Here is a 13,937-nt window from a genome sequence, read left to right on the forward strand (position 1 = left end):
TAGCATTTTTTAACTGTTTCTTGATGGCTCACTATAGAAACAATCAGAGCGTTTAATAAAAATAAAATGCTTTTAATAAAGCTGAGTGAGCAAAATGTGAAAGTAAAGAAGTCTAGACCAGTCAATCTCAACCTACAAACTATACGCTTTCCCTTAACGGCGATCGCGTCAATTCTACACCGGGTATCGGGCGTGATTACGTTCGTTGCTGTCGCTATTTTATTATGGCTACTGAACCTGTCGTTGTCTTCTCCTGAGGGATTTACTGCTGCTGTTAGTGTGACAGATAGCGTGGTGGTTAAATTGGTGTTATGGGGAATATTAACGGCGTTGTTTTATCATCTCGTTCTGGGTATTCGCCATTTATTGATGGATTTTGGGTATTTTGAAGAAATGGAAACAGGTCTTGCTAGTACTAAGGTGAGCTTTGTTATTGTGGCGATATTATCCGTGTTTGCAGGAGTATTAGTATGGTAGCCAGTGTCTCTTCTGTTGGGCGTAACGGCGTACATGATTTTATTTTAATTCGTGCAACCGCCATTATTCTAACGTTATATACCCTTTATTTAGTGGGGTTTTTTACATTTGGTCCTGAAATTACCTTTGCTTCGTGGCAAGCCTTTTTTGGGCAACTGACCACTAAAATTTTTACCCTGTTAGCCTTGGTCTCCATTTTAATTCATGCGTGGATCGGTTTATGGCAAGTGCTTACTGATTATATTAAACCCGCACTATTAAGGGTTGGCTGTCAGTTTGCTGTTGTCGCAATTCTATTTATTTACCTATTTTCAGGTTTCTTTATTGTGTGGGGTGTGTAGTGAGCATTGCTGTTCGTGAATTTGATGCCGTTGTTATCGGCGCGGGTGGTGCAGGAATGCGTGCTGCACTACAAATATCAGAGCAAGGCTTAAAATGTGCCTTGTTATCAAAAGTGTTCCCAACCCGTTCTCATACGGTGTCTGCACAAGGAGGGATCACCGTTGCCTTAGGGAATTCTCATCCTGATAATTGGCAATGGCATATGTATGATACGGTGAAAGGTTCTGATTATATTGGTGATCAGAATGCGATTGAGTATATGTGTGAAAATGGACCTAAGTCAGTTATTGAATTAGAAAAAATGGGCTTACCTTTTTCTCGATTTGATGATGGCAGTATTTATCAGCGTCCATTTGGTGGGCAATCAAAAGAATTTGGCGGAGAGCAAGCGGCGCGTACAGCGGCGGCCGCAGATCGAACCGGTCATGCATTGTTACATACCCTTTATCAGCAAAATATTAAGCATAAAACGACCATCTTTTCTGAGTGGTATGCTCTTGATTTAGTTAAAAATGAAGATGGCGTTATTCTTGGCTGTACGGCTTTGTGCATGGAAACTGGCGAAGTGTGTTATTTCAAAGCTAAAGCGACGATTTTAGCGACGGGTGGTGCGGGGCGTATTTATGCATCAACCACCAATGCTCATATTAATACGGGTGATGGTGTTGGTATGGCGTTACGCGCAGGTGTACCGATGCAAGATATGGAAATGTGGCAATTCCATCCGACGGGTATTGCAGGGGCTGGCGTATTGGTTACTGAAGGTTGTCGTGGCGAAGGTGGTTATTTACTTAACAAAGATGGTGAGCGCTTTATGGAGCGTTATGCACCAAATGCTAAAGATTTAGCTGGTCGTGATGTAGTGGCTCGCTCGATGATGGTTGAAATTCGTGAAGGACGCGGATGTGATGGTCCATGGGGGCCTCACTTGAAGTTAAAACTTGATCACTTAGGTAAAGATGTTCTTGAATCGCGCTTACCGGGTATTTGTGAATTGTCACGTACATTTGCTCATATTGATCCTGTTAAAGAGCCTATTCCCGTCATTCCAACCTGCCATTACATGATGGGGGGCGTACCGACACAAGTCTCTGGTCAAGCATTGAAACAAAATGCGAATGGGGCGGACGAAGAAATTCAAGGCTTGTTTGCTTGCGGTGAAATTGCATCAGTATCCGTGCATGGGGCTAACCGTTTAGGGGGCAATTCATTACTTGATTTAGTTGTGTTTGGACGCGCAACGGGATTGCATTTAGGTCATACATTATTGGCACAAGCTGAAGCTAAACCTGCGACAGAAGCGGATATAGAAGCCTCTCTTGCTCGTCTTAACCGTTGGAATAATACTCAAGAAGGTGAAGATCCTGTTCAAATCCGTAAAGACTTGCAGGCGTGTATGCAAAACAATTTCTCGGTATTTAGAGAAGGCGAGGCAATGGCTGCTGGCTTGGAAGAGCTGAAAGCAATTCGTGAACGTCTACAGCATGCACGATTAGATGATACTTCAACGGAGTTTAATACTCAGCGTATTGAATGTTTAGAATTAGATAACTTAATGGAAACCGCAATGGCAACAGCGATTGCCGCTAATTATCGTACTGAAAGTCGTGGTGCTCATGCGCGATTTGATTTCCCCGATCGTGATGATACTCATTGGTTATGCCATTCTATTTATAATCCAGAAACAGAAGCGATGACGAAACGTGATGTCAATATGGCGCCGATTCATCGTGAAGCGTTTCCGCCAAAAGCGCGTGTTTATTAACGGGAGATCACCACGATGAAACTGAATTTTTCAATTTACCGTTACAACCCAGATACTGATGATGTTCCTTATATGCAAGATTATCAGCTTGATGTACCTGATGGCTCAGATATGATGGTACTGGACGCATTAATTTTACTTAAAGAACAAGATGCTAGCTTGTCTTTCCGTCGCTCTTGTCGTGAGGGCGTTTGTGGTTCTGACGGTATTAATATGAACGGTAAAAATGGGTTAGCGTGTATTACACCGTTATCAGCGTTAATTAACACCAGTGCGATTGTCATTCGTCCGTTACCAGGGTTACCTGTGATACGTGATTTGATTATTGATATGGAACAGTTCTATAGTAACTACGCAAAAGTAAAGCCTTTTTTAATTGATGATGCGACAATACCGCCCGCAAGAGAAAATTTACAAGCGCCGGAAGATCGCGCTCAATTGGACGGTCTATATGAGTGTATTATGTGCGCTTGTTGTTCGACATCGTGTCCATCATTTTGGTGGAACCCTGATAAGTTTATCGGTCCTGCGGGTTTGTTAGCGGCTTATCGATGGTTAATTGATAGTCGAGATACCGCGACTGATCAACGATTATCAGAACTTGATGATGCATTTAGTGTTTTTCGTTGTCATGGCATAATGAACTGTGTAAATGTTTGTCCTAAGGGATTAAATCCGACAAAAGCGATTGGACACATAAAATCAATGCTGCTTAAACAAGCAGTTTAAAAATATCGATATGTTAGTGGTTCAATGTTAACCAAGCATTGGCCACTAACTGTAATGCTCGGTATTAAACCGATGCCAATGGCGATAAATCAGTAGTTAAGGGAAAATAATGCAGAATAGCGTTATGAAGGCATGGCTTGAGTCTTCACATTTAGCTGGTGCCAACGCAACTTATATAGAAGATCTTTACGAGTTGTATCTTAGCGATCCAGAGTTAGTTGATACCCAATGGCGAGAGGTATTTGTTGGCTTGCCTGTCGTTAATGATATGGTTATTGAACAACCTCATTCTCGTGTGCGTGATTATTTTCGACGATTAGCAAAAGAAACCCATTTCTTAAGTGCTGTTGTTAATGATCCTGACGTTGATGCAAAACAAGTTAAAGTTTTACAGTTAATCAATGCCTACCGTTTTAGAGGCCACCAAAACGCAAATCTTGATCCATTAGGGTTATGGCAACGCGATCATGTTGCTGACCTCGATCCTGAATTCCACTCGCTAACCGCCGATGATTTCAATGAAACGTTCAATGTTGGTTCGTTTGCCATTGGTCAAGAGACCATGAAACTCAGTGAAATATATGCAGCCCTAAAAAAGACCTATTGTGGATCAATTGGTGCTGAATATATGCATATTACTGACACCGAAGAAAAGCGTTGGATTCAACAGCGACTTGAATCTGTGATGGGAACGGGCTCATTTACAACCGATGAACAATTGTGTTTTCTTGATGAATTAACTGCAGCTGAAGGTCTTGAGCGCTATTTAGGCGCAAAATTTCCTGGTGCAAAGCGTTTCTCGTTAGAAGGTGGCGATGCCATGATTCCAATGATGAAAGAGTTGATTCGTCATGCGGGCTCACAAGGTGTACGTGAAGTGGTTGTGGGTATGGCTCACCGTGGGCGCTTAAATATGTTAGTTAACGTATTAGGTAAAAAGCCACAAGATCTGTTTGATGAATTCGCGGGTAAACATGGTGAGAGCTGGGGAACGGGTGATGTGAAATACCATCAAGGTTTCTCTGCTGATTTCTCAACCCCTGGCGGTGATGTACACCTTGCACTTGCTTTTAACCCATCACATCTTGAAATTGTAAACCCTGTTGTTGTTGGTTCAGTACGCGCTCGCCAAGATCGTTTAGGTGATGATACTGGCGATAAAGTGTTACCAATTACTATCCACGGTGACTCAGCTATTGCGGGTCAAGGCGTTGTTGCCGAAACCTTTAATATGTCTCAAGCTCGTGGTTATAGTGTTGGTGGTACGGTACGTATTGTTATCAATAACCAAGTAGGTTTCACGACTTCAAATCCTCAAGATACGCGTTCAACCGAATACTGTACTGATATAGCTAAAATGGTGCAGGCGCCTATTTTTCACGTCAATGCGGATGATCCACAAGCGGTAGCTTTTGTAACTCGACTGGCGTTTGATTATCGTCATGAGTTTAAGCGTGATGTCGTGATTGATTTAGTGTGTTATCGCCGTCATGGTCATAACGAAGCTGATGAACCTAACGCTACGCAGCCATTGATGTACCAAAAAATCAAAAAACATCCGACGCCACGTAAATTGTATGCCGATTATTTAACTGACATTGGCGCGTTTGGATTAGATATCGCAACAGGTTTAGTCAATGAATATCGTGATGCATTAGATCGTGGCGAGTGTGTGGTCAAAGAATGGCGACCAATGAAATTGCACTCGGTTGATTGGGCACCATACTTAGGTCACGATTGGACTGTTGATTGGAAGAGTAAAGTTGACGAGCAGCGTTTACAAGAGTTAGGCACACGCTTATGTCAGTATCCAACCAGTCACCAATTGCAAAGTCGAGTCCAAAAAATCTATACCGACCGTTTAGCGATGATTGCAGGTGAAAAAGCCATTGACTGGGGTATGGCTGAAAATTTAGCGTATGCAACATTGGTTGATGACGGTCATCGTATTCGCATAACGGGTCAAGATTCCGGTCGAGGTACGTTTTTCCATCGTCACGCGGTGTTACACAATCAAGAAGATGCCAGTACTTATATGCCGTTAACTCATATTCATAATGGTCAAGGGCCGTTTGAAGTGATTGATTCAGTGCTATCTGAAGAAGCGGTATTAGCGTTTGAATATGGTTATGCAACCGCTGAGCCAAGTGGATTAACCATTTGGGAAGCACAATTTGGTGATTTTGCCAATGGTGCGCAAGTGGTGGTAGATCAATTTATTAGTTCTGGCGAGCAAAAATGGGGACGTATGTGTGGTTTAACCATGCTGCTGCCACATGGTTATGAAGGCCAAGGACCAGAGCATTCATCTGCACGTCTTGAACGTTATTTACAATTATGTGCTGAACAAAATATGCAAGTGGTTGTGCCGTCAACCCCAGCCCAAGTTTATCATATGATTCGACGTCAAGTTGTACGTCCAATGCGCCGTCCATTAATTGTGATGTCACCTAAGTCGTTGTTGCGTCACCCATTGTGTACCTCAACATTAGATGAACTTGCGAATGGTACTTTCTTGGCTGCAATTGGTGAAGTTGATGCTTTACCTGCTCAAGATGTGCAACGTGTGGTCTTTTGTTCCGGTAAAGTGTATTACGATTTGCTAGAGCAGCGCCGTAAAAATGAACAAACAAATGTTGCCATTGTGCGGATTGAACAGCTGTATCCTTTCCCGAAAGAAGATGTTGAAGCAGCTATTGCTGACTATCAACATGTAACAGATTTCGTTTGGTGTCAGGAAGAGCCTCAAAACCAAGGTGCATGGTATTCTAGTCAACATAACTTCTATTCTGCTTTACCTGCTGGATCATTTTTACGTTATGCCGGACGTCCTGCATCAGCGTCACCTGCGGTAGGGTATATGTCAGTGCATTTGAAACAACAAAAAGCGTTAGTTGAAGACGCATTAACTATTCAATCTCAAGACCATTCTAATAATTAGAACGAGAACAAAAGGACAATACCGATATGACAATCGAAATTCTGGTTCCTGACCTTCCGGAATCTGTTGCTGATGCAACTGTAGCCACATGGCATAAACAACCAGGTGACACTGTTACTCGTGATGAGGTCTTGGTTGATATTGAAACTGATAAAGTTGTACTTGAAGTTCCAGCCCCAGAAGATGGCATATTAGAAGCTATTTTTGAAATTGAAGGCACAACGGTATTAACCAAGCAACTGATTGGCAAAATCAAAGTTAATGCAGTTGCAGGTGAGCCAACATTAGATGTACTTGCCGATGCGGAATCATCACCAAATAAACGTAATACAGCATCGTTAAATGAAGAAAATACTGAAGCATTAAGTCCTGCTGTTCGCCGTTTATTAAGTGAACATGGTGTGGCTGCTGAAAAAGTAAAAGGTACTGGTGTTGGTGGCCGTATTACTCGTGAAGATGTTGATACTTATTTAAAAAATATTGTAGCTGTTACTGCGCCTCCGAAAACGATGGAAGCGAAAATTGAGCATGAATTACCTTTAGCGCATCGCAGTGAAAAGCGTGTACCAATGACGCGATTACGTAAGCGCGTTGCTGAACGTTTGCTGGAAGCGAAAAACAGTACTGCGATGTTAACGACATTTAATGAAGTTAATATGAAGCCTATTATGGATCTGCGTAAACAATATAAAGATGTGTTTGAGCAGCGCCATGGTATTCGTCTTGGTTTTATGTCGTTCTATGTTAAAGCGGTTGTTGAAGCATTAAAACGCTACCCTGAAGTAAATGCATCGATTGATGGTGATGACATTGTTTATCATAATTTCTTTGATATTAGCATTGCAGTCTCAACTCCACGCGGTTTAGTTACCCCTGTGTTACGAGATTGTGATAAGTTAAGTTTAGCGGAGATTGAAAAAGGTATTCGAGACTTAGCCATTAAAGGCCGTGACGGCAAATTAACAGTTGATGATCTTATTGGCGGTAATTTTACGATTACTAACGGTGGTGTATTTGGTTCATTAATGTCAACGCCAATTATTAATCCGCCACAAGCTGCAATCTTAGGTATGCATAAAATCCAAGATCGTCCAATGGCGGTTAATGGGCAGGTTGAAATTCTACCAATGATGTACCTTGCGCTGTCTTATGATCATCGTTTAGTGGATGGTCGCGAGTCAGTGGGTTATTTAGTGACAATTAAAGAATTACTTGAAGATCCAACACGTTTATTACTGGACGTATAAGCATTACATCGTTAACCGAATAAGTGCTCATTATTCGGTTAACGTTCTCCCTGTAACGGGGCACAGTAAACATGGCGCAATGATGAAGAGGTATCAAAGAATATCTCAAATGGATTTAACGAGTCCCAAAGGGATAAAAACGGATAGAACATTATGAATTTGCACGAGTATCAAGCAAAACAACTATTCGCTGAATATGGTTTACCTGTACCAGATGGCTATGCTTGTGATACCCCACAAGAAGCAGCTGCGGCAGCAGGTAAAATTGGCGGTAAAAAATGGGTCGTAAAATGTCAAGTTCATGCTGGTGGTCGAGGCAAGGCTGGTGGTGTTGAGCTACATGATAATAAAGAAGGTATTAAGCAGTTTGCTCAACATTGGTTAGGCAAAAATTTAGTGACTTACCAAACAGATGCTGCGGGTCAACCTGTAACTAAAGTATTGGTAGAAGCGGCATCTAGCATTGCAACTGAATTATATTTAGGTGCTGTTGTTGACCGTAGTTCACAACGTATTGTTTTCATGGCATCGACAGAAGGTGGTGTGGAAATTGAAAAAGTTGCACAAGAAACGCCACATTTAATCCATAAAGCGGCGATAGATCCTTTAGTTGGCCCACAACCTTATCAGGGGCGTGAATTAGCCTTTAAATTAGGTCTGCAAGGTGATCAAGTTAAGCAATTCACGCGTATTTTCCTTGGGCTTGGCACTATGTTTGCTGAGTGTGATTTAGCACTGCTTGAAGTGAATCCATTAATTATTACAGATGAAGGCACCTTAGTTTGTCTTGACGGTAAAGTTAATGTGGATGCAAATGCATTATATCGCCAACCTAAATTACGTCAGATGCATGATGCTTCACAAGAAGATGAGCGCGAAGCCCACGCGGCACAATGGGAACTTAATTACGTAGCCCTTGATGGCAGTATTGGTTGTATGGTTAATGGTGCTGGATTAGCAATGGGAACCATGGATATTGTTAATCTTCATGGTGGTCACCCAGCTAACTTTTTGGATGTAGGCGGCGGTGCAACTAAAGAACGTGTTACAGAAGCGTTTAAAATTATTCTTTCAGATAACAACGTTAAAGCTGTCTTAGTGAATATTTTTGGCGGTATTGTACGTTGTGATTTAATTGCAGAAGGTATCATTGGTGCTATTGCTGAAGTCGGTGTAAAAGTGCCAGTAGTGGTACGTCTTGAAGGGAATAATGCTGAAGTTGGTACTGCAAAACTGGCTGATAGTGGTCTCAATATTATTGCTGCCACTTCGTTAACAGAAGCCGCTGAAAAAGTTGTTGCTGCCGCGGAGGGTAAATAATGTCGATACTTATTAATAAAAACACGAAGGTCATTTGCCAAGGTTTTACCGGTGGGCAGGGGACATTTCATTCAGAACAAGCATTGGCTTATGGTACGCAATTAGTGGGTGGTGTTTCTCCGGGTAAAGGCGGTACTACGCATTTAGGCTTACCGGTATTTAATACTGTTCGTGATGCAGTTAAAGCAACAGGAGCAACAGCAACCGTTATTTATGTGCCAGCACCTTTTTGTAAAGATGCAATTTTAGAAGCTATTGATGCTGGTGTTGAATTAATTGTTACCATCACTGAAGGCATTCCGACTTTGGATATGTTGGATGTTAAAGTACGTTTAGATGCCAAAGGCGTACGTATGATCGGCCCTAACTGCCCAGGTATTATTACGCCTGATGAGTGTAAGATTGGAATCATGCCCGGTCATATCCATAAAGCAGGTAAAGTGGGTATTGTGTCACGTTCAGGCACTTTAACTTATGAAGCAGTGAAGCAAACAACCGATGAAGGCTTTGGTCAGTCAACGTGTGTTGGTATTGGTGGTGATCCTATTCCAGGGTCAAACTTCATTGATATTCTTGATATGTTTGAAAAAGATCCAGCAACAGAAGCTATTGTAATGATCGGTGAAATCGGTGGTACTGCCGAAGAAGAAGCTGCTGCATATATTAAAAACCATATCACTAAACCTGTCGTGTCATATATTGCTGGTGTGACGGCCCCTGAAGGTAAACGAATGGGCCATGCTGGTGCGATTATTTCTGGTGGTAAGGGTACGGCAGAAGAAAAATTTGCAGCTCTTGAAGCCGCAGGTGTAAAAACCGTGCAAAGCTTGGCTGATATTGGTAAGACATTACGCGAAGTGACGGGTTGGTAAGCTAACGTAGATACGGTGTTAATGATCATACAGACATTGTATAAAAACCCGCTCACAAACTAATGTGTAGCGGGTTTTTTATTTACAATCTTTGTAATAAAGACTGTTAACGTCGAGTGGGTTTAAATTGGCTAAGCATAAATAATGCTGCTGCCGATACCACTACTGAAGGGCCTGCTGGTGTGTCATAGTGCCATGACATTGCTAACCCTATCACTACAGAAATTGAACCAATAATAGAGGCAATCACAGCCATCGCTTCTGGACTATTAGCAAAACGACGTGCGGTTGCTGCTGGAATAATTAGCAATGACGTAATAATTAATGCACCAACAAATTTCATTGCTACCGCAATCACCATTCCGACCATAAGCATTAATAATAACCGCATTAAATCAACATTCACACCTTCAACTTGCGCCATTTCTTCGCTGATGGTCATTGATAATAGTGGTCGCCACAGATAAATAAGTAAGGCTAACACGATAGCGCCACCACCATAAATCCACATTAGATCTGCAGTAGTAACCGCCAGTAAATCACCAAATAAATAAGCCATTAAATCAATACGCACATTATCTAAAAAGCTTACAGCAACTAAACCGAGTGATAATGCACTATGAGCGAGTATGCCAAGTAATGTGTCGGTTGCGACATAACGCTGTTTTTGTAAGGTCACCAAAATAACAGCTAATACTAAACAACAAATAACCAACGCAAGGTTTAAGTCGATATTAAACAAAAAGCCTAAAGCAATACCCAGTAATGACGCATGTGAAAGCGTATCACCGAAATAAGCCATTTTTCGCCATACTACAAATGACCCTAGCGGGCCGGCTAAAAGGGCTATCCCAATACCTGCAATTAACGCGGGAAGTAGAAACTCAATCATTATTTATTATTATCCTGATGATTATTGCAGCATGTTGATGGTGTTGCTGAATCATCATGTTGGTGGTTATGTTGGTGTTGGTATAACGCTAATTGGTCGCTGGCTTGGCGGCCAAATAATGCAATGTATTTAGGATGGTTGGTTACGCTAAAAGGACTACCTGAGCAACAGATATGATGTTGTAAGCAGATCACTTTATCTGTTTTGGCCATGACTAAATGTAGGTCATGGGAAACCATTAATATTGCACAATTGAGTAAATCACGTAATTGTTGAATTAAACGATAAAGTTCTAATTGACCTGTTACATCAACCCCTTGAACAGGTTCATCTAAGACCAGTAAATCCGGTTTTTGAAGTAATGCTCGAGCTAATAATACCCGTTGCATTTCACCACCAGATAGACGGTGCATGTCACTTTCCATTAAGTGCGCGCCATTAACCATGGTTAATGCTTCATGGCGTTGTGCCAATGAGTAACGTCCAGCTAAACGCATAAAGCGATCGACAGAAAGGGGCAGTGTACTGTTAAGGTGAAGTTTTTGCGGTACATAACCTATTCGTAATCCTTTTTGACGGATAACTTTTCCCAATGTTGGCTTTTGTAATCCGGTGATCACTTTAACCAAGGTGGACTTACCTGCGCCATTTGGACCGATAAGGGTTGTAATTTCACCACGCTCTAATTTGAGTGCAACATTATCTAAAACATTACGTCCAGAGAAGGTCACTGTGAGTGATTGTAATTCTACTAATGTTGTCATAAAGCGAGCTTAAAATAAGAGTTTGCCAAAATGTGATGTTATATTATAACATCTTCGTTTTACATGTGTTACTGTTAATACGAGCCGATTATAGCCAATTGAGAAAAATTTCTTTGCTGATAATCAATAATTTTTGCTGCTCTACATTTTTATGGGAAAAATCATGCACCGTCTAACTTCTCTATTTTGTGCTACCGCTCTCGTCGTTTCTGGCTCTGCATTGGCCTCTGATACCTTTAATGTGGTTACTACTGTTAAACCGTTAAACTTGATTGTTAGTGAATTAACTCAAGGTGTTGCGACCAGTGAATATGTTATTCCGTCAGGTGCATCACCTCATGATTATGCATTACGTCCCTCAGATATTAAAAAATTAAAACAAGCGGATCTTGTGGTTTGGGTTGGACCTGAATTAGAGTCATTTTTAACCAAAACAATGGCATCAAAGCCTGAAAATATTGCATTAAGCCAGCAACAGGGCATTAGTTTCCGCTATTATTCTGAGGAAGAGCAAGATCATGACGGTCATGAAAATGAAGCTGCTCATGACCATGAATCTGAGCATGAAGGTCATCATCACCACCATCATGGTATTGATCCACATTTATGGTTAGGTCCAGATCAAGCTGTGCAGGCAGCAAATGTCATAACTAAGGCATTGATCAAGTATGATCCATTGCATAAAAAGACATATACAGCTAATCTTTCAACATTCACTACAGAAGTTCAGTTAGCGGTCACTCAGCTTAATAAGCAGTTAAAACCGTTAAGTGATAAAGGTTATTATGTTTTTCATGATGGTTATGGCTATTTTGAACAACAATTTGAATTAGATAATTTAGGTCATTTTACGGTTGAACCCGATCGTCGTCCAGGCGCTAAGACATTGTTATCTATTCGTGAATCATTAAAAAATAACCAAGCGTATTGTGTCTTTAGTGAGCCGCAATTTTCGCCAGCTGTTGTGAAGTCTGTAACCAAAGGAACGAATGTTAAAATAGGGACTCTTGACCCAATGGCTACCGATATCGTTGAGGGCAAGGGAGGATATGTCCGCTTTCTTAATGAACTTGGACAACGATTTAGTAAGTGTCTTAATTAATCATGAAATATTATATCGCTGCGGTAGCATCTTTAAAGATGTTGCCGTTGCAGCATAAAATTGCGTTATTCTCGACTACAATTTTGATGGTGGCTGCTATTGTATGGCAGCCTTCCAAACATACAATACATTTCCCCAGCTTTAAAAAACCAGCGCCTATTGCTGTGCCTATTAATCTCACCGATCCAGAAGTATTAGAATCTGATAGTGAGCCAATGGGGGCGTCTTTAGATCAAAATGATCCACAATTCCAAGCCCCCAAAGATGAGATTGAACAACAGTTAGTACAAGCTCATGCTGAAACAGAATCCAAACACCGCGTAGCATCAGGGGAAACATTAGGGGTTATTTTCTCTCAATATGGTTTACCTATTTCTGAGATGTACCGTTTAATTGATGCGAATAAATCCGTACAACAGTTACGCGTTGGACAAACATTAGAGTGGGAAGTCGATGCTGATGGCAAATTAACATCGTTAAGTATTATTCGCAGTAAAAAAGTGACCGATACTTATACCCTAACTAAAAAAGGTTATGTTTATAAAGAAGTTGAACAAAAAGGTGATATTAAGCCTGTTACATTAACGGGACGTGTTTCCGGTAGTTTTTATAATTCTGCACGTGATGCAGGGTTAACTCCAACTCAAATTGGTAATGTAGTTAAAGCATTACAATGGAAAATGAATCTTGGTCGTGATGCCCGTAAAGGCGATTCATTTGGTGTGGTATTAGATCGTGAATTTATTGATGGTAAGGCGGTAGGTAAAGGTAAAATTAATGCCTTCTACTATAAAAGCCAGCGTCGTGGCCATTCAATATTTATCGCTCGTGGTGCAGACGACCAATTTTATGATCAAGATGCACGTAGTTTAAACCGTGGTTTTAAGCGGATCCCACTGTTGCGTTCATACCGAATCAGTTCATCATTTAATCCAAATCGTTTGCATCCTATTACTAAACGTCGTTCACCACATAATGGAACTGACTTTGCTGTGCCTGTTGGAACTACTATTTTGGCGGCTGGTGATGGCGTGGTAGTGAAATCTCGTTATCATCCACTTGCGGGCAATTATATTGTTATTAAGCATGGCCGAGAACACATGACGCGCTATTTACATTTAAGCAAACGCCAAGTCAAAGTGGGCGATAAAGTTAAAATGGGGCAACGTATTGCCAAAAGTGGTAATACAGGGCGTTCAACGGGGCCACACTTACATTTTGAATTAATTAAAAATGGTCGTCCGGTTAATGCGATGAAAGTGCCTTTACCACAAGCTGAGCCGTTAAGAGGTAGCACGCGTACTCAATTTATGCGTAATGTTAAAGCGTATAAAAAACAATTAAGTACACAAATGCCGAGTTAATAGAGACAATATTGGTTGTGATAAAAGCGTATCGAAAGGTACGCTTTTTTTTGCTTGTTAAATTTTGAATGTATTAACTGGTATTTCAAAAATTTGCAGTTATTTATATTGTTAAATAAATA

At 41.1% G+C, this 13,937-nt stretch carries 12 protein-coding genes; 10 read left to right on the top strand and 2 right to left on the bottom strand.

Annotated features, from left to right (window positions below; genetic code table 11):
- Nucleotides 1-66 precede the first annotated feature (66 nt).
- The 8 genes from sdhC to sucD all read left to right on the top strand — a co-directional run bounded on the left by sdhC (nucleotide 67) and on the right by sucD (nucleotide 9,693).
- Complete coding sequence (sdhC, locus tag C9I86_RS00800) at nucleotides 67-477, top strand: succinate dehydrogenase cytochrome b556 subunit (protein WP_080156852.1); 411 nt, start codon at nucleotides 67-69, stop codon at nucleotides 475-477.
- Nucleotides 471-818, top strand: a complete 348-nt coding sequence (gene sdhD / locus C9I86_RS00805; RefSeq protein WP_080156851.1) for a succinate dehydrogenase, hydrophobic membrane anchor protein — start codon at nucleotides 471-473, stop codon at nucleotides 816-818. Before sdhC ends, sdhD begins: the two co-directional genes overlap by 7 nt.
- Nucleotides 818-2,584, top strand: a complete 1,767-nt coding sequence (sdhA, locus tag C9I86_RS00810; protein ID WP_080156850.1) for a succinate dehydrogenase flavoprotein subunit — start codon at nucleotides 818-820, stop codon at nucleotides 2,582-2,584. The genes sdhD and sdhA overlap by 1 nt, the downstream gene beginning before the upstream one ends.
- A gap of 15 nt (nucleotides 2,585-2,599) precedes the next feature.
- Nucleotides 2,600-3,313 carry a succinate dehydrogenase iron-sulfur subunit gene (locus C9I86_RS00815; RefSeq protein WP_080156849.1) on the top strand — a complete coding sequence of 238 codons (714 nt, stop codon included), beginning with the start codon at nucleotides 2,600-2,602 and terminating at the stop codon, nucleotides 3,311-3,313.
- Between the two features lie 109 nt (nucleotides 3,314-3,422).
- The gene (gene sucA / locus C9I86_RS00820) at nucleotides 3,423-6,254 is read left to right on the top strand and encodes a 2-oxoglutarate dehydrogenase E1 component (protein WP_107275355.1); all 2,832 of its coding nucleotides are present in this window, start codon (nucleotides 3,423-3,425) and stop codon (nucleotides 6,252-6,254) included.
- Nucleotides 6,255-6,280: 26 nt separating this feature from the next.
- Nucleotides 6,281-7,501 (top strand): 2-oxoglutarate dehydrogenase complex dihydrolipoyllysine-residue succinyltransferase, encoded by a 1,221-nt coding sequence (gene odhB / locus C9I86_RS00825; RefSeq protein WP_080156847.1) that lies wholly within the window; start codon nucleotides 6,281-6,283, stop codon nucleotides 7,499-7,501.
- 153 nt (nucleotides 7,502-7,654) lie between these two features.
- Nucleotides 7,655-8,821, top strand: coding sequence for an ADP-forming succinate--CoA ligase subunit beta (sucC, locus tag C9I86_RS00830; RefSeq protein ID WP_107275356.1), 1,167 nt, complete (start codon nucleotides 7,655-7,657; stop codon nucleotides 8,819-8,821).
- Nucleotides 8,821-9,693 carry a succinate--CoA ligase subunit alpha gene (gene sucD, locus C9I86_RS00835; protein ID WP_080156845.1) on the top strand — a complete coding sequence of 291 codons (873 nt, stop codon included), beginning with the start codon at nucleotides 8,821-8,823 and terminating at the stop codon, nucleotides 9,691-9,693. The genes sucC and sucD overlap by 1 nt, the downstream gene beginning before the upstream one ends.
- Nucleotides 9,694-9,799: 106 nt before the next feature.
- Here the strand turns inward: sucD and znuB are convergent, their stop codons facing one another.
- Complete coding sequence (znuB, locus tag C9I86_RS00840) at nucleotides 9,800-10,585, bottom strand: zinc ABC transporter permease subunit ZnuB (RefSeq protein WP_080156844.1); 786 nt, start codon at nucleotides 10,583-10,585, stop codon at nucleotides 9,800-9,802.
- Nucleotides 10,585-11,349: a zinc ABC transporter ATP-binding protein ZnuC gene (znuC, locus tag C9I86_RS00845; protein ID WP_080156843.1), complete on the bottom strand. Its 765-nt coding sequence runs from the start codon at nucleotides 11,347-11,349 to the stop codon at nucleotides 10,585-10,587. The genes znuB and znuC overlap by 1 nt, the downstream gene beginning before the upstream one ends.
- A gap of 163 nt (nucleotides 11,350-11,512) precedes the next feature.
- On the opposite strand from znuC, the gene znuA reads away from it, so the two are divergent.
- Nucleotides 11,513-12,451, top strand: coding sequence for a zinc ABC transporter substrate-binding protein ZnuA (znuA, locus tag C9I86_RS00850; RefSeq protein WP_080156842.1), 939 nt, complete (start codon nucleotides 11,513-11,515; stop codon nucleotides 12,449-12,451).
- Between the two features lie 2 nt (nucleotides 12,452-12,453).
- Entirely contained in the window at nucleotides 12,454-13,815 is a 1,362-nt protein-coding gene (gene mepM / locus C9I86_RS00855; RefSeq protein ID WP_080156841.1) for a murein DD-endopeptidase MepM, read from the top strand.
- Nucleotides 13,816-13,937: the final 122 nt, after the last annotated feature.

It is taken from the genome of Photobacterium sp. NCIMB 13483 (genome assembly GCF_003025475.1).
Taxonomy (GTDB): domain Bacteria; phylum Pseudomonadota; class Gammaproteobacteria; order Enterobacterales; family Vibrionaceae; genus Photobacterium; species Photobacterium piscicola.

Bases quoted from the DNA above. Each gene is read 5' to 3' on its own strand.
- odhB (WP_080156847.1), top strand. From the start codon at position 6,281: ATGACAATCGAAATTCTGGTTCCTGACCTTCCGGAATCTGTTGCTGAT.
- znuA (WP_080156842.1), top strand. From the start codon at position 11,513: ATGCACCGTCTAACTTCTCTATTTTGTGCTACCGCTCTCGTCGTTTCT.
- sdhC (WP_080156852.1), top strand. From the start codon at position 67: ATGCTTTTAATAAAGCTGAGTGAGCAAAATGTGAAAGTAAAGAAGTCT.
- sucC (WP_107275356.1), top strand. From the start codon at position 7,655: ATGAATTTGCACGAGTATCAAGCAAAACAACTATTCGCTGAATATGGT.
- sucD (WP_080156845.1), top strand. From the start codon at position 8,821: ATGTCGATACTTATTAATAAAAACACGAAGGTCATTTGCCAAGGTTTT.
- sucA (WP_107275355.1), top strand. From the start codon at position 3,423: ATGCAGAATAGCGTTATGAAGGCATGGCTTGAGTCTTCACATTTAGCT.
- znuC (WP_080156843.1), bottom strand. From the start codon at position 11,349: ATGACAACATTAGTAGAATTACAATCACTCACAGTGACCTTCTCTGGA.
- sdhD (WP_080156851.1), top strand. From the start codon at position 471: ATGGTAGCCAGTGTCTCTTCTGTTGGGCGTAACGGCGTACATGATTTT.
- mepM (WP_080156841.1), top strand. From the start codon at position 12,454: ATGAAATATTATATCGCTGCGGTAGCATCTTTAAAGATGTTGCCGTTG.
- znuB (WP_080156844.1), bottom strand. From the start codon at position 10,585: ATGATTGAGTTTCTACTTCCCGCGTTAATTGCAGGTATTGGGATAGCC.
- C9I86_RS00815 (WP_080156849.1), top strand. From the start codon at position 2,600: ATGAAACTGAATTTTTCAATTTACCGTTACAACCCAGATACTGATGAT.